The 17,566-nt window shown below is 67.2% G+C and carries 23 protein-coding genes; 13 read left to right on the top strand and 10 right to left on the bottom strand.

The features are described 5' to 3' along the window. The first annotated feature begins 6 nt into the window (after positions 1 to 6). On the top strand, positions 7 to 225 hold the full coding sequence (locus JYG37_RS20690; RefSeq protein ID WP_050012702.1) for a YXWGXW repeat-containing protein: 219 nt from the start codon (positions 7 to 9) through the stop codon (positions 223 to 225). A 129-nt stretch (positions 226 to 354) separates the two neighbouring features. Here the strand turns inward: JYG37_RS20690 and JYG37_RS20685 are convergent, their stop codons facing one another. After that, on the bottom strand, positions 355 to 1,551 hold the full coding sequence (locus JYG37_RS20685; RefSeq protein WP_124630215.1) for a tyrosine-type recombinase/integrase: 1,197 nt from the start codon (positions 1,549 to 1,551) through the stop codon (positions 355 to 357). A gap of 296 nt (positions 1,552 to 1,847) precedes the next feature. Here JYG37_RS20685 and JYG37_RS20680 point away from each other — a divergent pair, with 296 nt between their 5' ends. Further along, complete coding sequence (locus tag JYG37_RS20680; protein WP_089489398.1) at positions 1,848 to 2,228, top strand: DUF4377 domain-containing protein; 381 nt, start codon at positions 1,848 to 1,850, stop codon at positions 2,226 to 2,228. Between the two features lie 9 nt (positions 2,229 to 2,237). On the opposite strand, the gene JYG37_RS20675 is transcribed toward JYG37_RS20680, so the two are convergent. After that, positions 2,238 to 3,626, bottom strand: a complete 1,389-nt coding sequence (locus JYG37_RS20675) for a DHA2 family efflux MFS transporter permease subunit (RefSeq protein WP_124639833.1) — start codon at positions 3,624 to 3,626, stop codon at positions 2,238 to 2,240. Positions 3,627 to 3,717: 91 nt separating this feature from the next. Beyond that, a complete protein-coding gene (locus tag JYG37_RS20670) occupies positions 3,718 to 4,995 on the bottom strand; it encodes an acyltransferase family protein (RefSeq protein WP_244137957.1) in 1,278 nt (425 codons plus the stop codon). Positions 4,996 to 5,504: 509 nt separating this feature from the next. On the opposite strand from JYG37_RS20670, the gene JYG37_RS20665 reads away from it, so the two are divergent. From JYG37_RS20665 to infA, 4 genes are all read left to right on the top strand, one after another. Further along, on the top strand, positions 5,505 to 5,741 hold the full coding sequence (locus JYG37_RS20665; protein WP_050014174.1) for a FitA-like ribbon-helix-helix domain-containing protein: 237 nt from the start codon (positions 5,505 to 5,507) through the stop codon (positions 5,739 to 5,741). Then, positions 5,728 to 6,144, top strand: coding sequence for a type II toxin-antitoxin system VapC family toxin (locus JYG37_RS20660; RefSeq protein ID WP_235356229.1), 417 nt, complete (start codon positions 5,728 to 5,730; stop codon positions 6,142 to 6,144). The genes JYG37_RS20665 and JYG37_RS20660 overlap by 14 nt, the downstream gene beginning before the upstream one ends. A 397-nt stretch (positions 6,145 to 6,541) precedes the next feature. Then, positions 6,542 to 6,745 (top strand): cold-shock protein, encoded by a 204-nt coding sequence (locus tag JYG37_RS20655; RefSeq protein ID WP_006483056.1) that lies wholly within the window; start codon positions 6,542 to 6,544, stop codon positions 6,743 to 6,745. Positions 6,746 to 7,209: 464 nt separating this feature from the next. Beyond that, positions 7,210 to 7,473, top strand: coding sequence for a translation initiation factor IF-1 (gene infA, locus JYG37_RS20650; RefSeq protein ID WP_006483034.1), 264 nt, complete (start codon positions 7,210 to 7,212; stop codon positions 7,471 to 7,473). A gap of 245 nt (positions 7,474 to 7,718) precedes the next feature. Here the strand turns inward: infA and JYG37_RS20645 are convergent, their stop codons facing one another. Both JYG37_RS20645 and JYG37_RS20640 read right to left on the bottom strand, forming a co-directional pair. Then, positions 7,719 to 7,967, bottom strand: a complete 249-nt coding sequence (locus tag JYG37_RS20645) for a hypothetical protein (RefSeq protein WP_213346307.1) — start codon at positions 7,965 to 7,967, stop codon at positions 7,719 to 7,721. A 12-nt stretch (positions 7,968 to 7,979) separates the two neighbouring features. Further along, positions 7,980 to 9,350, bottom strand: coding sequence for an MFS transporter (locus tag JYG37_RS20640; RefSeq protein WP_124630216.1), 1,371 nt, complete (start codon positions 9,348 to 9,350; stop codon positions 7,980 to 7,982). A gap of 749 nt (positions 9,351 to 10,099) precedes the next feature. On the opposite strand from JYG37_RS20640, the gene JYG37_RS20635 reads away from it, so the two are divergent. Further along, positions 10,100 to 10,348 (top strand): hypothetical protein, encoded by a 249-nt coding sequence (locus JYG37_RS20635; RefSeq protein ID WP_050014104.1) that lies wholly within the window; start codon positions 10,100 to 10,102, stop codon positions 10,346 to 10,348. A gap of 64 nt (positions 10,349 to 10,412) precedes the next feature. Here the strand turns inward: JYG37_RS20635 and JYG37_RS35015 are convergent, their stop codons facing one another. Further along, on the bottom strand, positions 10,413 to 10,541 hold the full coding sequence (locus JYG37_RS35015; RefSeq protein WP_256975775.1) for a hypothetical protein: 129 nt from the start codon (positions 10,539 to 10,541) through the stop codon (positions 10,413 to 10,415). Positions 10,542 to 10,567: 26 nt separating this feature from the next. On the opposite strand from JYG37_RS35015, the gene JYG37_RS20630 reads away from it, so the two are divergent. The 5 genes from JYG37_RS20630 (at position 10,568) to JYG37_RS20610 (ending at position 14,223) form a co-directional block, all read left to right on the top strand. After that, the gene (locus JYG37_RS20630; protein WP_124630217.1) at positions 10,568 to 10,867 is read left to right on the top strand and encodes a hypothetical protein; all 300 of its coding nucleotides are present in this window, start codon (positions 10,568 to 10,570) and stop codon (positions 10,865 to 10,867) included. A gap of 167 nt (positions 10,868 to 11,034) precedes the next feature. Beyond that, positions 11,035 to 11,679 (top strand): DUF1326 domain-containing protein, encoded by a 645-nt coding sequence (locus JYG37_RS20625; protein ID WP_050014102.1) that lies wholly within the window; start codon positions 11,035 to 11,037, stop codon positions 11,677 to 11,679. Then, positions 11,676 to 12,467 (top strand): DUF2182 domain-containing protein, encoded by a 792-nt coding sequence (locus JYG37_RS20620; RefSeq protein WP_050014101.1) that lies wholly within the window; start codon positions 11,676 to 11,678, stop codon positions 12,465 to 12,467. The genes JYG37_RS20625 and JYG37_RS20620 overlap by 4 nt, the downstream gene beginning before the upstream one ends. A 53-nt stretch (positions 12,468 to 12,520) precedes the next feature. Further along, a complete protein-coding gene (locus JYG37_RS20615; RefSeq protein ID WP_050014173.1) occupies positions 12,521 to 12,868 on the top strand; it encodes a copper-binding protein in 348 nt (115 codons plus the stop codon). Positions 12,869 to 13,131: 263 nt separating this feature from the next. After that, a complete protein-coding gene (locus JYG37_RS20610) occupies positions 13,132 to 14,223 on the top strand; it encodes a collagen-like triple helix repeat-containing protein (RefSeq protein WP_213346306.1) in 1,092 nt (363 codons plus the stop codon). Between the two features lie 111 nt (positions 14,224 to 14,334). On the opposite strand, the gene JYG37_RS20605 is transcribed toward JYG37_RS20610, so the two are convergent. Continuing rightward, positions 14,335 to 14,796 carry an Lrp/AsnC family transcriptional regulator gene (locus JYG37_RS20605; RefSeq protein WP_050014099.1) on the bottom strand — a complete coding sequence of 154 codons (462 nt, stop codon included), beginning with the start codon at positions 14,794 to 14,796 and terminating at the stop codon, positions 14,335 to 14,337. Between the two features lie 117 nt (positions 14,797 to 14,913). Here JYG37_RS20605 and JYG37_RS20600 point away from each other — a divergent pair, with 117 nt between their 5' ends. Continuing rightward, positions 14,914 to 15,546, top strand: a complete 633-nt coding sequence (locus JYG37_RS20600) for a LysE family translocator (protein ID WP_050014098.1) — start codon at positions 14,914 to 14,916, stop codon at positions 15,544 to 15,546. A 70-nt stretch (positions 15,547 to 15,616) separates the two neighbouring features. Here JYG37_RS20600 and JYG37_RS20595 read toward each other — a convergent pair whose 3' ends face one another. From JYG37_RS20595 to JYG37_RS20585, 3 genes are read right to left on the bottom strand one after another with little or no spacing between them, the layout of a single operon-like run. Beyond that, the gene (locus JYG37_RS20595) at positions 15,617 to 15,961 is read right to left on the bottom strand and encodes a DUF6331 family protein (RefSeq protein ID WP_249746063.1); all 345 of its coding nucleotides are present in this window, start codon (positions 15,959 to 15,961) and stop codon (positions 15,617 to 15,619) included. Positions 15,962 to 15,967: 6 nt separating this feature from the next. Beyond that, the gene (locus tag JYG37_RS20590; RefSeq protein ID WP_213346305.1) at positions 15,968 to 16,969 is read right to left on the bottom strand and encodes an alpha/beta hydrolase; all 1,002 of its coding nucleotides are present in this window, start codon (positions 16,967 to 16,969) and stop codon (positions 15,968 to 15,970) included. 22 nt (positions 16,970 to 16,991) lie between these two features. Further along, complete coding sequence (locus JYG37_RS20585; protein ID WP_249746062.1) at positions 16,992 to 17,543, bottom strand: TetR/AcrR family transcriptional regulator; 552 nt, start codon at positions 17,541 to 17,543, stop codon at positions 16,992 to 16,994. Between the last annotated feature and the right edge of the window lie 23 nt (positions 17,544 to 17,566).

The following is a 17,566-nucleotide window of genomic DNA, read 5'->3' as shown; positions in this document are numbered from 1 at the left end:
TCGACATTGAAGATCCAATCCGTTTCGCTGGCCGTGCTGGTGAGTGCGAGCGCCATGCTGATGTCCGCCTGCGTAGTCGAGCCCGTGCGGCCGCCGCAGCCCGCGCCCGTCGTCGAGGTGGCGCCGCCGTCGCCCGCACCCGGCTATCGCTGGGCGAAGGGGCATTACCGGTGGGCCGGCAATCACTGGGCGTGGGTGCCGGGGCATTGGGTGGCCGTGTACTGACACGGCAAGCGCATCGACGTGCTGCTGTGCGGCGAGATCGACGTGCCGGCCACAAGCGATCGTGCGAAGTGCCGCAGCAACGGCGGTCTCGGCGGGCTCGACCTCGTACGCTGAGCGGCGCAACGCAGCCTAGTCCCACCCGATCCGGTGCTTCTCCTCCGTCTCGCGATGGCGCCAGTCGTCGTCCGCGTGAAGATACTGGCTCGTCGTCGTGAGCGATACATGGCCGAGGTTGTCGCGCACGAGCCGCAGGTCGACGCGGCCGTCGGCCATGTGCGAGCCCGCGCTGTGACGCAACCAGTGCGCGGATGCCTGTTCGAGCACGCGCGCCGCCTGCTCGCCGGCCTCGCCATTCGCACGTAGCCGGTCGGCCGCGTGCCGGAACACCTGCTTCACGATCCGGTGCAGCGCCGCACGCGTGAGCGGCTTGCGCGTCTGGCCGACCGGCAGCACGAGCGGCGTCGGTTCGCCGTCGAGCGGCAGCGCGGGCAGGCCGTGCGCACGCCGGTAGCGCGACAGCTCGGCCATCATCTCGTCGGTGGCCGGCACGAGCCGCCGCCGGCCGCCTTTGCCCGTCACGTCGAGCCACCAGCGCGCGTGCCCGTTCGCGTCGCGCCGGCAGAAAAATTGCCCCATCGTCGTATCGGCCGCTTCGGTGATGCGCAGCCCGCCGAGATACAGCAGCGTGAAGAGCCACCGCGCGCGATCCGCATGGAAGCATGCGCGTGCATCGTCGCGCGGCATCGCGGCGATTGCATCCTTCACCGATTGCCACAACGGCTGCCCGAGATGGCGCGTGACGCGCGGCGCGGGCCGGCGCTGCCGCTGACGCGACAACGCGAGCGGGTTGCCGGCCAGATAGCCGGCCTGCACGAGCCACGAGAACATCACGTTCAGGATCACCAGCGCCTGCCGCTGGCTCGCTGCCGACAGCGGCCCGTAGAACGGCCGCCAGCGCGGATCGTCGCGCGGATGCTTGCGGCCGCCGTTCGCGCACCATAGCTCGGCCGGCGCGGGCGCGAGCAGGAACTGCCGGTACACGACGAGATCCTCGTGCGTGAGCGACGACAGCGGCTTGCCGCATGCGATCACGGCCCACAGCAGCAGGCGTTCGGCTTCCTTGCGGTAGTTCTGGAACGTGGTCGGCGTATCGACGAAGCGCGCGAGCCACGCACGCACGGCGTCGAGGTCGTTGGTCGCGGCGATCTGCGGATGCGCGCTGCCCGACCGATTGGTGCCTGAGCGTCCGTCGAGCGCGGCCGGCACGGTCAGCGTATCGATCGGCAGCGGGCGGAGTGCAGTGTCGGGCGAAGCGGATGCGGTCATGCGAAGGAAACGCGCTGCGCGAATCGCACGGGCGTGGCCGGGCGCACGACCGCAGCGCACGAAAGCGTATCGGGAAGCGCCGATGGTACACGATCACCATACGGTGAAGCCGCCGTCGACGGCGATCGCCCGGCCGGTGACGAAGCGCGCGGCGGAACCGGAACACGGTAACGTATCGGCTCGCACGCGACATCCGATAAACGACGGCAGTCGAGCACGTTCAGTAAGGTGTTTGTGAACCTTCTCACCGGGCGGTTCGTCTAATTGGCCCTCCAACGCTCGCAGAGGCATACCAGATGATTCACAAGATTCGAACGCTGCTCGGCGCGGCCGTCATTGCCGGCAGCACGCTCGTCGCCGGATGCCAGACCGACGCCGCTGCCATCGCGCCGAGCGCGGCGCGCCCGGCCGACGGCACGCCCGTGACGAAGACGGTCTATGTCGCGCCGCAGTCCGCGCGCTGCACGGGCGTCGCGCCGATGGAGTGCCTGCAGGTGCGCAGCAGCCCGAGCGAGCCGTGGAGCCTGTGGTATGCGGGAATCGAAGGGTTCGCGTACCAGCCCGGCTACCTGTACACGCTCGAAGTCGACGAATACCGCGTCGCGCGGCCGCCGGCCGACGGTTCGTCGATCCGCTGGGTGCTCAAGCGCGTCGTCGAGCGCAGCCAGGTGAACTGACGGCCGCGATCACGCGGAAGGGCGCGCCGCCGCACCGGCCGGCGGCGCGGCCGTATCGATCCGCCGGAACACGACCGACGACAGCAGCGTCACCGCGCCCATGCACGCGAACGACAGCATGAACCCGTGCGCCATCGAGCCCCGATAGGCAGCGAACAGGTTGACGAGCCCGCCGCCGATCGACACGCCCAGCCCCATCGCGAGCATCTGCATCATCGTGAACAGGCTGTTGCCGCTGCCGGCATCGGCATGCGACAGCCCCTTGAGCGTCACGCCGTTCATCGCGGCGAACTGCATCGAATTCGCCGCGCCGAACACCATCAGCAGCACGCCTTCCAGAACAGGCGCGGGCCGCGCCGACACCAGCGCGAACCCGGCGATCGCGAAGCCGACGATCCCCGTATTCACGACCAGAAACGCCGCATAGCCGAAGCGCTTCACGAGCGGCGCGATCCAGCGTTTCGCGACGACGCCCGCGATCGCGGCCGGCAGCATCATCAGCCCGGATTGCAGCGGCGTATAGCCGAGCTGCACCTGCATCAGCAGCGGCAGCAGGAACGGCACCGAACTCGTGCCGATCCGGCACAGCAGGTTGCCGAGCAGCCCCGAGCCGAAGTTCGGCTCGCGGAACAGCCCCAGCCGGAACAGCGGCTGAGTGCGGCGCCGCGCGTGGGGCAGGTACGCCAGCGCGCTCGCCAGCCCGAGCCCGGCGAGCCCGGTCGCCCACGCGGTGCGGTGCGCGGACATCGGCGGGTCGATCGCGAGCGACAGCGCGATCATCGCGGCCGACAGCAGCGCACAGCCGACGAAGTCGAACGGCGGCGGCTGCGTCGCCTGGTCGTGCGGCAGGTAGCGTTGCACCGCGATGAAGCCGATCACGCCGACCGGCACGTTGACGATGAACACCCAGTGCCACGAAATCGCCTGCGTGAGCCAGCCGCCGAGCGTCGGCCCGACGATCGGGCCGAGTTGGCCGGCGATCGACACGAACGCGATCGCCGCGACGTACTGCTCGCCCGGCACGCGGCGCAGCACGGCGAGCCGCCCGATCGGCAGCAGCATCGAGCCGCCGATGCCCTGCACGGCGCGCGCGACGACGAGCTGGCCGAGCGTGTGCGACGCCGCGCAGCCGATCGACGCGACCACGAACACGAGGATCGCGACCGAGAACACGCGGCGCGTGCCGAACCGGTCGGCGAGCCAGCCGGAGGCCGGCGTGAGCATCGCCATCGTCAGCGTGTAGACGACCACGACGGGCTGCATCGCGAGCGGCGACGCATGCAGGCTTTGGGCGATCGACGGTAGTGCGGTGTTGACGATCGTCGTATCGAGCGACTGCATGAAGAACGCCGCGGCGACGATCCAGAGCAGCGCGGAATGTGTGGGTTCGCGGGACATGGTGAAATCGGTGGTACGGAAGACGGGCGCCGGCGCGGGGTCGCGCGGCGGCCGCCGGGCCTCAAGCGCTCGATGGTACCGATTCCGCCGGTCATCGGGAAGCGGTCTCGCCGACCGCATCGAGGGCATGTTCGTCGTCGGCGGGACGCTGCTCGACGTGGCGCAGGCGCGTTTGCGCGGTCGCGCGGCGTGCCGCGCGTGCGTCGTGGCGCTTGGCGATGAACGGATGCTCGACATAGCGGTAAGTCAGCAGCGAACACAGGACGGCAACCAGCGCGCATGCGAGCGCGAGCGCCCAGATGCCGGAATCGCCAGCCGAATTGATCGGGAAAACGAACTTGTTGAACGCATGAATGATCATGTACACGATCACCATGTGGATCATGTAGATACTGAAACTGGCGGTGCCGAGCAGCGCGAGCGGCCGGGTGTCGAGCAGGCCGTAGAACGTGTTCCCGCTGGCGATGCAGAGAAACACCGGGAGCAGCGGCAGCGCGCCTTCGATCGAATAGCGTTCGGCCGGGGACGGCGACATCGCGAGGATCAGCACCGCGACGGTTGCCGCCGGTTTCGTCGCGAGCCGTGCGCGGATCGCGGGGTGCCGCGACACCTCGTAGGCCACCGCGCCGAGCGCGAACAGCAGCGCCATGCCGCCGGGCGGCCCGAACAGCGCCGCGCACGCCGTGACGATCGCGAGCGCGAGCAGCTTGCGCCACGCACGTGTGGCGACGAACCAGGCGAGAAACGGAACGGCGACGTAGAACCGCCATTCGTAGGCGAGCGTCCACCAGACGCCGCTCAGATACGGCGTCCGCTCCGCTCCGTTGATCGGGAACGCGCCGAACCAGCCGAGCGAAACGGTCTTGAGCAGGTCGGCCAGCAACTGCGTCGGTGCGCCGACGGCGTTGCGGGGAAACCAGTAAAGCGTGCAGACGACGATGACGGCCGCGTAAAACAGATAGAGCGGCGCGACGCGTCGCACGCGTCCGACGAAGAAGGTCCGCACGTCGAGCGCGCCTCGGCATGCGCGTTCCCAGAACAATAGCCCGGTGACCATGAAGAACATCGCGACGGGAATCGTGCCGAGATTGCGCAGGAAATCGGTGCCGGCACCCCAGACGCCGGTCGACAGCAACGCCTGGTTGCACGCGAAATGATGGAAGACCACGGAGACGGCCAGCAGGCCGCGGAAACCGTCGAGATTGCGATAGCGCATCGACAGCGACTTGTCGACGGCCGACCGGTAGAACGGCACGTGTCGCGCGACGAGCCACGCGATGATCGCCACGGCCGCAACGCATGCCGGGAAGTAGAGTTTGTCGGGTGTCGGGGAGAACAGGGTTTCCAGAGAGGGCGTAACAAAGTCCACTGAAGAGCGTCTCGTGTCTTGGATCGGGATGTCAGGCACGGATGGTCGGATGGTCCGCGTCGATGCAAGGTCTTCTGCGCGCTTCGCACGGCTTTCGATCACCGGTCTTGTGATCCGATGGTATCAAACGATTGCGAGCGTCGCGGGCGATGTGGCGGCCCGTTGTGCAACACGATGTTTCAGGGCGAATCGATGCGGGCGCGTACTCGTCGTGCTGGTCGCCTGCGGGGCTCGCCTCGCAAATCCTGTTCCTCGCCGGTCGGACATTCGTCGTCGTCAATGGCACGCGACTGGCCATTCGGCCGGCTTCCCCGTCGTCCGGCGCGGGCTTACCTTGAGCGACAGCAGTTCGATGCGTCGGGCCAGCGGCGGAAGAAGGGCGGATTCCTGCCGTCCGTTGCCGCTGGTCTACGCCGACCCGGGATCCGTCCGGTCCTGAAGGTGATAGCAATGCTTGCAATTTACCTTCATGGTGCTATCATTGATAGCAAATCTGGATGGAGGTACTCATGGCAAATCTTCTGGTGCGTAACGTGGATGACACTATCGTTCAAAGCCTGCGCGAGCAGGCCGCGGCTAATGGCAGGAGCGCCGAGGCCGAACATCGAGCCATTCTGGCCGAAGCGCTCGGCCGACCGAAGCGGCGCACATTCGCGCAAGTGCTGATGAGCATGCCGGAGGTGGGCGAAGACGCGGATTTCCAACGTGTTCAGGATTCAGGCGAGGTCACGCGTGTTTTTGATTGATACGAACGTCATCAGCGAAATCAGGAAGGGCAGGCGAACCAACCGCGGCGTGCGGGCGTTCTTCAGGCAGGCCGAAGCCGAAGCGAGCCCGCTTTACCTGTCCGTCGTGACGGTGGCCGAGCTGCGGCGCGGCGTCGACCTGATCCGTCATCGCGGCGATCACCCGCAGGCGTCGGCGCTCGAGGCCTGGATGGCGATGATCGTGTCCGGCTATGCGCCGAACATCCTACCGGTCGATATCGAGATCAGCCAGATGTGGGGGCATTTGCGCGTGCCCGATCCGACGCACGAACTCGACAAGCTGATCGCGGCCACCGCACTGATCAATGATCTGACGGTCGTCACGCGTAACGTCGACGATTTCGCTCGCACCGGCGTTCGGTTGTTGAATCCGTTCGACTAGCGCCGGGGGCGGGCTCGATGCCGCGTGCGACGCATTCGCTGTTCGCGCCGGGCACCATGGCGCTGTAGACCGACATGCTGGGTTTGTGGTGGTGACACGAATCGGAGCCGCAGTAAAAGCGGGCGGTCAGCAAAGAACGAGGGATGCATTCAAACGGGCTGTGTCGACTCAAAACCTCCGTCATGGAACGCGTCCGAAGCGCTCGTGCTTGTGCGCCGCATCAAAATAACTTGACGAAACGTCCGGTACCGCGTAGTGTCCGAGACCGAAGTCATCAAGAAGTCCGATTGCTCATCATTGGCCGTACACCGTGCGGCAGTCGTTGGTCTCTCCCTCTTTGATTCTTTCTGTGCCCGTCGCGGGCGCATGTTCAATTATTTGTATTAAGGAAGTATTTGTGGATACCGGTACCGTCAAGTGGTTCAACGAAACCAAGGGCTTTGGTTTCATTTCCCCGGACAACGGCGGCGACGATCTGTTCGCCCATTTCTCCGAAATTCGCGGCACGGGCTTCAAGACCCTGGCCGAAGGCCAGAAGGTCAGCTTCGAAGTGAAGCGCGGCCCGAAGGGTCTGCAAGCGTCGAACATCACGCCGCAGTAAGCCGCATCGGCAGCGGTCGCCAAGCGGCGGCCGATGCCGAATGGAGTATCGCGCGGGCGCCGCATGACGGCGGCCTGTGCGTTCCGATGCGCACGACCGATGCATCGCGACATTCACGATGCATCGGTCGTGACGCCTCCCTCATCGCATGCGTGAACCGCATGCGACGCAACGCCCTCGCGAAGCGCACGTCGTTTCGCGAGCGCATCACCGCTTCAACGCATCAACCCGAGCAGACCGCCGCCATGCCGTAGCTGGCGCGGTCCCGACTTGCGCGGCGCTGCTGGCGCCGCAGCCACCGACCGCCCGAACGTCGCAACGCGCCGGGCTCCGATCGCAAGACAGGCCCGAGGCCCGTCTGAACGAACCGATCCCGGCTGCCTGCCGGCCGCCGTCCCGTTTGCGGGAGCGGCGCCGGGCAGTTGCCGCGGCCGCGGTCAATCACCTTGTCTGGAGGAATTGGTTTGGCAAAAGAAGAACTGCTGGAACTGGACGGAATCGTCGACGAAGTGCTGCCGGACAGCAAATACCGTGTCACGCTGGAAAACGGCGTCGTGGTCGGCGCGTACGCGTCGGGCCGCATGCGCAAGAACCACATCCGCATTCTCGCGGGCGATCGCGTGACGCTGGAACTGTCGGTGTACGACCTCACCAAGGGCCGCATCAACTTCCGGCACAAGGACGCGAATTCCCCGCGTCCGCCGCGAAGCGGGCAGCCGCGCCGCTAAGCGGCCAGGACCGGTGCGCAGCAACGCGCACCGATCGCCAACTGTCCGGCCCCGTGGCCGGACGAACCGGATGAACGGCGCACGGTGCGCCGTTCGTCGGTCGCCAGCGGCGCCATCGCGCCGCGGCGGCTACTTCTACCTCTCCCGCCTTTGCCGGCGCCGCGCGTGTTCCTCGCTCAGGCGGCCGCGTCCCGCAGGCAATCCTCGATCGCCATCGCGAAATACAGCGAACATTCCGGCATCGGTTACTGCCCGCCATTCGGTATCGTCACGAGCCGCGCGTTCGGATCGCATGCGACAAACGTCGCCTGCATCGCTGAAACCGCACGGGCCGACGACCGACCGTGCACGCTGCGACGCCGTTCGCCCGCGGCTTTACGCGCGGGCTGGCGTGGCAGTACATCGAGGAACTGATGCCGGCGCTGCTGCAGAGACGCGCCGAGCACCGGACGCGCAAGTGTGGCGGGAAGCATCGTCGAGCGAAGGGCGAGCATGCAGTTGACGCGTCATGCGGCCCGCTGCACGCTGACTGCCGATACCATTGCGCCCGTCAGTTGAACCACCGCGCCGGCGAACATCGCCACGCGCAGGCTGGCCGCGCCGCCGTGCGCGGCTGCGAACGCCGTGCCGAGCACCGCGATCCCGAGCGTCGCGCCGGTCATGCGTGCGACGTTGACGAGTGCGCTCGCGGTGCCCGAGCGCGCGGCGTCGACCGCGCCCACCGCGACGGTCATCAAAGGACCCGTCGCGACCCCCATCCCGAGCCCCGTCAATGCGAGCCCGATCTCCGCGCCGAGCAGACTCGACGAACCGGCCGATGCGCCGATCGCGACGAGTCCGCTCGCGATCACCGCGACGCCGCCGGCCGTCGCCGCCCGCGTGCCGACGCGCTCCGACAACCGCCCGGAGCACGGCGACACGGCGACGAACAGGAGCGCCATCGGCAGCAATGCGAGGCCCGCGCCGGTCGAATCGAGGCGGCCGGTGCTCTGCCACGTCAGCGGCAGCAGGAACAGCACGCCATACATCCCGAACGTCATGCCGGTGGTCGCCGCGATCGCGCCGCGAAACGCGCTGATCCGGAAAATGTCGAGCGGCACCAGCGCGGATTCGCCGTGGCGGCGCTCGATCGCGACGAACGCAACGAACGACGCAACCGCGACGCAACCGGCGATCGAACATGCGACCGGCGCCTCGCGGAACACGATCGCCGCATACGCGAGCGCGCCGAGCGCGAGTGCGCCCGTGACTTGCGCCGCGCCGTCGAAATGCCGGCCGTGCGGATCGGACGACTCGGGCACGGCCGGGATCGCGAGCAGCATCGCGGCGATGCTCAGCGGCACGACGACGAAAAAGATGCTGCGCCAGCCGAAGTGCCGGATCAGCACGCCGCCGAGCGTCGGCCCGATCGCCATCGCCACGCCGTTGCACGCGGCCCAGATGCCGAGCGCGCGGCCGCGTTCCACCGGGTCGCGCCACACGACCCGCACGATCGCGAGCGACGCCGGCAGCAACAACGCCGCGCCGACGCCGGCCAGCGCGCGTGCGGCGATCAGCACCGACACCGACGGCGCGAGTGCGCACAGCAGCGACGCGATGGTGAAGACGGCCGTGCCCGCCAGGAAGACGCGGCGGCGGCCGTACAGGTCGGCGAGCAGTCCGCCGGTCAGCAACAGCACCGCGTACGTGAGGTTGTAGCTGTCGACCACCCATTGCAATGCGCCGACACCGGCATGGAAATAGGCGCCGATCGCGCGTGTGGCGAGATTGACGACGGCCGTGTCGATCTGGGCGACGAGCACGGCGAGGCACAGCGTGAGCAGGGTCACGCCGCGGCGTTCGAGGGCATGGTCGGCGAGTTCTCCGGTATGGGCCATGGCGACGTTCCTCGGCAGGCGATCGTGTGACCTTAAGCGTGGCCTGCTGCCAGCGTGATGTCAGCAGGCGTGAGCATCAGGCAAGGGCATCGGGCGACGCAAACGTCATGCCCGCATGCATGCGCGGGCCGGCACGTCCCGCGCCCGCGGCAGCTTGAGCAGCACGTCGGCGTTCATGTCCTACGGGCTGCCGGCGAGCCGCTGACGGGTCCTGTTCGACGGGAATGTCGCATGCCGGCATCCGCACTTCGGTTCCGCGCGCGTCACGAACAGCAGGAACGACGAGCGGGCGCCCGCATGGCCGGGCGGTAGCGCATCGCGGTCGAGGCGGGTCGGCGCGTCCAATGATCGGCCCGACGAGATCGCCGGCGGCGTTCGGAATCGCGAGCACGTCAACGTCTGTGTCGATCCTCACCCGGTTGCATGCCACGTCGAACCGTTCCAGTGGCATTGTTGTCCGCGTACTGCGGCAGGGCGTCGCGGAGCCCATCGACTGCCACGAATACCGATGCGCACTTGCCGTCGAGCACACGGCCGGTTCTTCAGCGAATTCCTCGACGTTCTTGAGCGCGACCGGGTCGATCGAGCGCGACGACACCGTTGCGACGATTCCGCCGTGCGGCGCGACCGGCTGCATGCGCGATGCCGCGTACACCAGCGGTCGACACCGGATCGATTGCGTCACGCATCGCCATTGGCTTAAGATCGTCGGGAGACCATCCCACGACCATCCCACGCCTTCAGCGTCAATGAAAAAGAGCCTAAGCCTGCGGGTCGCCGTCATCGCGTCGGCGGTTGCCGTGTACAGCATCTACATGCACGTCCAGCAGTTGATCAGCGGCTGCATGTGGGTCAGGGGCCATCAGCGCTGCAGCTTCGAAAACAGCACGAATTTCCAGGGCTGGATGGATCTGGACCTGATGATCACTTGTTGCTGGGTCGCCGCGGCGGTGGTCGGGTGGATTTCCGTTGCGCAGGGCACGAAGAAACCGGGTTAGCCACGTCATGCAGGTGCTGCCCGATTGAACGGGCACGAAATACCGCTCGGCCGGATCGAATCCGTCAATCCGTGACAACGCGCATTCGCTGACGAGTGGAGACGGTGCGCTCGATGCATTCGCGCCCCAAACGAACGCTGATTCCGCTGCCGGCGGACGAGATCATGCTGATCTCCGGCGACAGGCGTTGCATCGCGCGCTGCGCGAGGGGAGGTTCCCGTGCAATTTCCAGCAGGATCGGTGGTCGCGCTCAGCTCGGCCGCGGCGACGATGTTCTCGATCGGCATGCTGTTTCTCGGCTACTGGGGATGGCACGAAGCATTGCCCTGGCGGTTCGGCGACTACGTCGTGATCGTTCCCGCGCTGGCCGGGTTCGCGTGCCTCGCCAGCGTGCCGTTTCTCGCGACGTCGCCGATGAAAATGCCCGACGACGAGTCGCGAATGTTCGTCGCGCGACGCGTGTTTCTGTGCGGCGCGGGCGCGGTGTGGTGTGCAATCGTCGTGTCGCTGTTCGTGTGAGAACGGGGTGACCGGACGGTTGCCGGCACAACCGCGCGAACCCATCCCGAAACGTCTTACGTGAGGCCGAAACCCGCGGTTTTCATGCTGTCGTTATCGCTTTGCTTTCCCCGGTCGCGTGCACTAGATTCGAAGCGTTCGTCCGTTTCCGAGCGCGAGGTGAAGCCATGACGCCGTGGGAGATTCAGGGCACCGAAATGATCAGTTGCAATTGCTCATACGGTTGCCCTTGCCAGTTCAATGCGTTGCCGACCAACGGCAGCTGCGAAGCGATGGGCGCGATTTCGATCGACCGCGGCCACTACGGCGACGTGGTGCTCGACGGCGTCAGGATCGCGGTGGTATTTCAATGGCCGGGTGCGGTTCACGAAGGGAAAGGCAAGTGCCAGCCGATCGTCGACGAGCGCGCGAGTCCGGCGCAGCGCGACGCCGTGCTGAAAATCATGACCGGTCAGGATACCGATCCATTCGCGACGATGTTCTCGGTGTATGCGTCGACGCTCGAGCACGCGTTCGATCCGATCTTCACGACGATCGATTTCGACGTTGATGTCGACGCGCGGCGGGGCCGGATTCACGTGGACGGTGTGTTCGATGCCGCCGGCGAACCGATCCGCAATCCGGTGACGGGAGACGAGCACCGTGTGCGGATCGACCTGCCGCACGGTTTCGAATACGAGCTGGCCGAGATCGGTTCGGGAACGGGGCGCTCGCAGGGCAACATCGAGCTGAATCTCGACGGAACCTATGCGCAATTCGCTCGGCTGCATCTGAACAACCACGGGCTGATCCGGCATCGCGTCGCGGCATGACGCCGGTCGATACATGGCTCGCGCGCGAGCGCGCCGTCACGCTGCTCGGCATGGCCGCGCTCGTCGGCCTGTGCTGGTTTTACCTGTGGACCGGCGCGGGAACCGGCATGTCGGCACGGGAGATGACGACCGTCGCGCTGTTTCCGCATCGGCTGGCGGATGGCATGGGCAGCATGGATCCGTCTCTGCCGACCGTGATCGCGATGTGGTGGGTGATGATGATCGCGATGATGACGCCTGGCGCCGCGCCGCTCGTGATGCTGTACCGGCGCGTGCTGCGGCAGCACGGCAACGGAGCGGCGGGATCGGCGTTCACGTCGGTGGCGCTGCTGGCCGGCTATCTGACGACATGGCTCGCGTTCTCGATCGGCGCGGCGTTGCTTCAGGCGCTGCTGCAGCCGGCCGGGCTGATCTCCGCGATGATGCTGTGGTCGAAGAGCGCACTCCTTTCCGCCATCGTGCTGGCGCTGGCCGGGCTCTATCAATTCTCGCCGCTGAAACGCGCGTGTCTGCGGCAATGCCGTGCGCCGGCGGCGTTCCTGGTTGCGCACTGGCGTCCGGGCGTTGCCGGCAGTTTCCTGCTGGGCGCGCGGCACGGTGTGGTTTGCGTGGGCTGCTGCTGGTTGCTGATGGCGCTGCTGTTCGTCGGCGGCGTAATGAATGTCGTGTGGATCGTCGCGTTGTCGCTGTTCGTGTTCGTGGAAAAGGTCGTGCCCGGCGGCGATCGTATCGGCCGCGTGCTGGGTGTCGTGCTGATTGCGTGGGCCGGTGTGACGTTGATCGTGTGATGCGCGGCACCGGCTGGCGGCAGAAACACGCCGGGTGCGACGGGAGACGCTCGATGAAGATCCGCTTTCACACTGTCGCCATGTCGTTTGCGATGGCGGTCATTGCAATGCCGGCGCTCGCGGGCGGCGACATGTCGGGCATGAATTCAGGCGATGCGAGCATGTTGGCGCAGGATTCGAAAATGACCGATGCCGAAGTCAAGGAAATCGACGCCGGGCGCAGGCGCGTGACGCTGAAGCATGGCGCGCTCGACAACATCGGGATGCCGCCGATGACGATGGCATTCAGGGCCGGCGACGCGGCGATGATCCCGTCGCTGCATGTAGGCGACAAGGTTCGGGTTCGGGTGGAAAACGTCAACGGCACACTGACGATCGTGAAGCTGGTGAAGCGACCGTGACGACGATCCGGCGTGCGCACGGGTGGGCACCGTCGGTTTTTCCCTTCTTGTGCTACGTAACGCAGGGCCGGTGTTACGTCAGTGTTATCGGAATGCCTGCCCGGGCTGAGCCGGGCAGCACGATCCGCATCCGATGCGCGCTTCCCCGCCGCGCGGCGTGGACGTCCATTGCAAGGCGACTGTGAAACTGTGAAGGAGGCCGATGGAAATGGCACGGTAGATGCTTGGTGGAGTGATCGGCTGAATAGCGAACGGGGGCTTCCATGCAAGATCACTTCATCACGGCGAATGTTGAACTCGCCGCCGTTGCCGCTGCGTGTGCACTAGCGGGCTGCGGCGGTGGGGACGTTACGGCACCGACGCCGGCAGGTAACACTATCGGGACGAGTACGAGCGGAACCAGCGGGACTAGCGGGACTAGCGGGACTAGTGGGACTAGCGGAACGAGCGGAACCAGCGGAACCAGCGGAACCAGCGGAACCAGCGGCACACCCGGCACGAACGGCATCATCAGTTCCGCCGGCGCAGTCGTGCTGGCCGCAGGGGCGACGCTCGGCGATGTGACGTTGCCCGGGGTCGGCAAGGCCGCGACGGCCGGGCCGGCCGACACGGTCACCGGCGTCGGCACGATCATCCGCGATACGACGAATGCCGTGAGCAACGGTATCGGCCAGATCGGCTTCACGCCGAACCCTGTCGGCGGGACGGTCGCGGGCCTCGGCACCCTCGTCGGCTCGACCGGCAACCCGGTCAACGGCCTCAGCGAAACGGTGAAGGCGCTCGGCGCCGGCCCGCTGTCGCCGCTCGCGCCGTTCGCGACGCCCGTCGGCGGCCTGCTCGACACGGTGGCCGGCGGCCTGAAGTCGGGCGGCGCCATGCTCGGCTCGGCGCTGTCGTCGGGCCCGGTCCAGCAGGCGACGCAAGCGATCAGCACCGCGATCACGCCGGTCGTGACGACGGCGGGCCAACTCACGCAGCAGGTCGGCACCGCAACCGGCCTCGGGCAGCCGGTCGCGGGCCTGCTCGGACAGGTCGGCGGGGCGATCACGTCGGCCGGATGGCAGGTGACGTCCACGTCGCCTCAGCCGATCGTCGGCGCTGCCGGCAGTCTCGTCCGGGCGGTCGGCAACACGGTGACCAATGCGGGCGGCCTCGTGAACCCGAGCGGCGCGAATGGCGCGGCGCCGATTGCCGGTCTGGTGACGAGCGTGGTCGGCGGCATCCCGGCGACCGTGCACAACGGCTCCGCGACCAGTACGAGCGGCGGCGGCTCGTCGCTGGGCGGTCTCTCCAATCCGCTCGCGCCAGTGACGTCGCTGGTGGGCGGCCTGCTCGGCGGCGTGGCCGGAAAATAGCCGGCCCGTACCGCGTCATACGGGAACCCGGCCGAATGACCAGGGAAGGACCGCCATCGGCGCTCACGGGTCCCGCCCGGGACCATCGGACAATCCCGAAACCGTGGCCCGCTACCTGCGCGTGTCGCCGGGCTTCGACGCCGGCCGCGCGAGCCCGCGCGCCGGCAGCGGCGTCGACATCACGATCGACGTGCGCGTTTCGCCGTACAGGTTGATGCGTTCGATCAGCTGTTCGAGATGGGCCATGCTGACGGCGACCAACCGCATCACGTACGAATCCGCGCCCGTCACGTGATGGCATTCGACGACTTCGGGAATCGTCTCCAGCAGCTTGAGGAACTTCGCTTTCGCCGGTTGCTGCACCGTGATGCCGATCAGCGCGCTCACCGGATAGCCGGCCGCGGACGGATTGATCCGCGCGGTGTAGCCTTCGACCACGCCGGCTGCTTCGAGCCGCTTCACGCGTTCCGTCACGGCCGGCACCGACAGGTGGACCTGGCGCGCGAGCTCCGTATAGCTGAGGCGTCCGTTGTCCTGCAACAGCGCCAGTATCTTCCAGTCCAGATCGTCCATCGCGGCGGGAGTTTTTAAGGTAGAGCCGCCATTTTTCCTCAAAAACCGTATTCAGCGGGGCGCGGATTTTCCCTACGATGCCTGTTCGAGCCACTGGATGTGGGAAAGGAGCAGGCGATGTTGTTCATCAAATCCGTCGTGATGGGGCTGTCGATCGCGGTGCCGGTCGGCCCGATCGGCATGCTGTGCATTCAGCGCAGCCTGAGCCGCGGCTTCCGGGCCGGATTCGCGACCGGCATCGGTGCCGCGTGCGCCGATGCGATTTACGGGCTGCTCGGCGCGCTGGGCGTCGCGGGCATCGTCACCGCGTTCCCGATGCTGACCGTCGGCCTGAAGATCGGCGGCGGCGCGTTTCTCGTGTGGCTCGCATGGACCATCGCGCGCCAGCCGCCGGCCGCACCGGTGGGGCAGCGCGAGTTGCCGCGTACGACCGTTCTGCGCGATTTCCTGACGACGTTCGGACTCACGCTGTCGAACCCGATGACGATCGTGTCGTTCGTCGGGATCTTCGCGGCGCTCGGCCCGTTGCCGGGGGCGCGGGAAGGCGCGATGTGGGCGACCGTCGCGTGGATGGTGGCCGGGGTGTTCGTCGGCTCGGCCACGTGGTGGCTGTGCCTGAGCAGCGCGACCGCCGCGCTGCGCGCGAAGCTGTCGTTCGCGTTCATGCACGGGCTGTCGCGCATGTCGGCAGCGGTCGTCGCGGTATTCGGCGCGATCCAGCTGGTCGCGGGCGTACGTGGCTTGATCTAGGCGCGCGGGGCAGCGCGGGTCGAGCGGATCGCGTCGACCGTCGTCCGGATATGGGCGAGCAGCTCGAGCATCACCGTTTTTCGGAAGTACTGGTTGATCGCATGCTGACGACGATATCGGACGGCAGCGCCTCGATCGCGTGCCGAACCGACAGCAGATCGTCGACGAGCCGTGTCAATGCGTCGGGTTCCCATGTGTCGAGCGCAACGGCGATGTCGTCCGGCCAGAGGCCGAGCGCATCGATGCCGCAGCATCCGGCGACACAGTGGATCTCCAGCGCGTCGATCAACGGCATGACGGCCGCCAGATGCGGATCGACGTCGATCGCCTGCGCGTGGCCGCCGGCAAGATCGCCGCAGGCGATCCAGCGATCCGGGCCGATGCCGATGTCGTTCTTGTGTGCGTTGCCGTTCATCTTCGCTCAATTCGATGCGTGCAAATGCAAGTGCGCATGCACGAAGCGCGCGATTTCCTGGCTCAGCTCGATATCCTCCGGCGCGCCCATGAACCCGCCGTGCGGCATCCCTTCGAATATGTGCAGTTCGGTCGGCACCTGTGCGCGGCGCAACGCGCGATGCAGCCGCACGGCGTTCGACAGGAACAGGTCGCGCGTGCCGCTCTGGATGAAGGTCGGCGGGAAGCCGGCCGCGAAATCGCCGAACAGCGGCGACAGATACGGATGGGCGAGATCGGCGCCGTTCGCGTAGAGCAGGTTGTTCGCCATCAGCGGCGCCGGCAGCACGACATCGACGAGCCGGTTGGTTTCGAAGCTGTCGCCGGATTCGGTCAGGTCGGCTTCCGGCGACAGCAGCACCAGCGCGGCCGGCAGCGGCAGGCCCTCGTCGCGGGCGCGCAGCACCATCGCGGCCGCGAGATTGCCGCCGGCCGAACGGCCGCCGATGACGACGTTTTCCGGTGCGTAGTGCTTCAGCACGTAGGCATAGGTCGCGACGCAGTCGTCGAGCGCGGCGGGATACGGATGCTCGGGCGGCATCCGGTAGTCGACGCCGTAGCATCGAATGCCGAGCCGGTCGGCCTGCATTTGCGCGCCGGCACGGCACGCGGCGCCGCCGCCGACGATCAGCGCACCGCCGTGCAGGTCGATGATTGCGCATGCGCCGGACAGCGCCGCTTCGGGTGTCGCGACGTGCACGTCCGCAGCGCCGACCCGGATCGTCTCGACGCCCGAACGCAACGAGCCGGCGAACTGCGCGACAGCGGTCGCGTAATGCGCGTCGGCGCTGACCTTCACGCGCATCCATGCGTCGATGTCGTCGACGGCCGGCATCGCGTGCAGCGCGTTCAGCGGCACGCCGTCGTCGCCGGTCAGGCGTTGCAGCGCGGCGCGCGCTTCATCGCTGATCGAGGTCGGGAAGGGAACGACACGGCTCGGCAGCACGACGCCGTCGGGTTTGTCTTTCATCGCTTGGGTTCCGTGCGGGGCGTCATGCGGGCGAAGGCCAGTGGCGCAGCGTCGCGTCGAGCGCATCGAGGCTGCGCGACCACGACGCGTCGGCATCCGGTGCGCTGTGCGAGAAGCCGCCGGCGTTTTCGAGCGTCACGTAGCCCATGAAGAAGCCGCCGAGCAGGCGGATCGCATGCGCGTGCTCGGCATCCGGCAGGTCGTAGCTGCGCAGCACCGCCGACGTCATCCTGACGAGCTGCCCGCCCGCGCTCGCGGCGGCGCGCTCGGCGCTCACCGGATGGCGCGCGGCGGCGAAGCGGCCCGGATGCGCCCGTGCGTAGTCGCGATAGACGTTCGCGAGCGCGGCCAGCGCATCTTTGCCGGTGCGGCCGGCCAGCGCGTCGGCGGCGCGATCGGCTAGTTCCTGCAGCGCGAACAGCGCGATGCGGCTCTTGAGATCGTCGAAGCTCGGGATATGGGAATACAGGCTCGCCAGCTTCACGTCGAAATGCCGCGCGAGCGCCGCGCCGGTGATCTGCTCGAAACCGGCTTCATCGGCGAGTTGCGCGCCGGCTTCGACGAGTTTGTCCACGGTAAGGCCGGCACGCGCCATGA

It is taken from the genome of Burkholderia sp. LAS2, from assembly GCF_018417615.1.
Taxonomy (GTDB): Bacteria; Pseudomonadota; Gammaproteobacteria; order Burkholderiales; family Burkholderiaceae; genus Burkholderia; species Burkholderia sola.
Note: the sequence above shows the minus strand (reverse complement) of the source record. Positions and strands in the feature narration are given on the sequence as shown.

Excerpts from the sequence above, each read along its gene's own strand:
- JYG37_RS20590 (WP_213346305.1), bottom strand. The coding sequence starts at position 16,969 with ATGAAAGACAAACCCGACGGCGTCGTGCTGCCGAGCCGTGTCGTTCCC.
- JYG37_RS20615 (WP_050014173.1), top strand. The coding sequence starts at position 12,521 with ATGAAGATCCGCTTTCACACTGTCGCCATGTCGTTTGCGATGGCGGTC.
- JYG37_RS20620 (WP_050014101.1), top strand. The coding sequence starts at position 11,676 with ATGACGCCGGTCGATACATGGCTCGCGCGCGAGCGCGCCGTCACGCTG.
- JYG37_RS20675 (WP_124639833.1), bottom strand. The coding sequence starts at position 3,626 with ATGTCCCGCGAACCCACACATTCCGCGCTGCTCTGGATCGTCGCCGCG.
- JYG37_RS35015 (WP_256975775.1), bottom strand. The coding sequence starts at position 10,541 with ATGCAACGCCTGTCGCCGGAGATCAGCATGATCTCGTCCGCCGGCAGC.
- JYG37_RS20665 (WP_050014174.1), top strand. The coding sequence starts at position 5,505 with ATGGCAAATCTTCTGGTGCGTAACGTGGATGACACTATCGTTCAAAGC.
- JYG37_RS20600 (WP_050014098.1), top strand. The coding sequence starts at position 14,914 with ATGTTGTTCATCAAATCCGTCGTGATGGGGCTGTCGATCGCGGTGCCG.
- JYG37_RS20625 (WP_050014102.1), top strand. The coding sequence starts at position 11,035 with ATGACGCCGTGGGAGATTCAGGGCACCGAAATGATCAGTTGCAATTGC.
- JYG37_RS20635 (WP_050014104.1), top strand. The coding sequence starts at position 10,100 with ATGAAAAAGAGCCTAAGCCTGCGGGTCGCCGTCATCGCGTCGGCGGTT.
- JYG37_RS20685 (WP_124630215.1), bottom strand. The coding sequence starts at position 1,551 with ATGACCGCATCCGCTTCGCCCGACACTGCACTCCGCCCGCTGCCGATC.
- JYG37_RS20680 (WP_089489398.1), top strand. The coding sequence starts at position 1,848 with ATGATTCACAAGATTCGAACGCTGCTCGGCGCGGCCGTCATTGCCGGC.
- JYG37_RS20595 (WP_249746063.1), bottom strand. The coding sequence starts at position 15,961 with ATGAACGGCAACGCACACAAGAACGACATCGGCATCGGCCCGGATCGC.
- JYG37_RS20640 (WP_124630216.1), bottom strand. The coding sequence starts at position 9,350 with ATGGCCCATACCGGAGAACTCGCCGACCATGCCCTCGAACGCCGCGGC.
- JYG37_RS20610 (WP_213346306.1), top strand. The coding sequence starts at position 13,132 with ATGCAAGATCACTTCATCACGGCGAATGTTGAACTCGCCGCCGTTGCC.
- JYG37_RS20645 (WP_213346307.1), bottom strand. The coding sequence starts at position 7,967 with ATGCTCGCCCTTCGCTCGACGATGCTTCCCGCCACACTTGCGCGTCCG.
- JYG37_RS20605 (WP_050014099.1), bottom strand. The coding sequence starts at position 14,796 with ATGGACGATCTGGACTGGAAGATACTGGCGCTGTTGCAGGACAACGGA.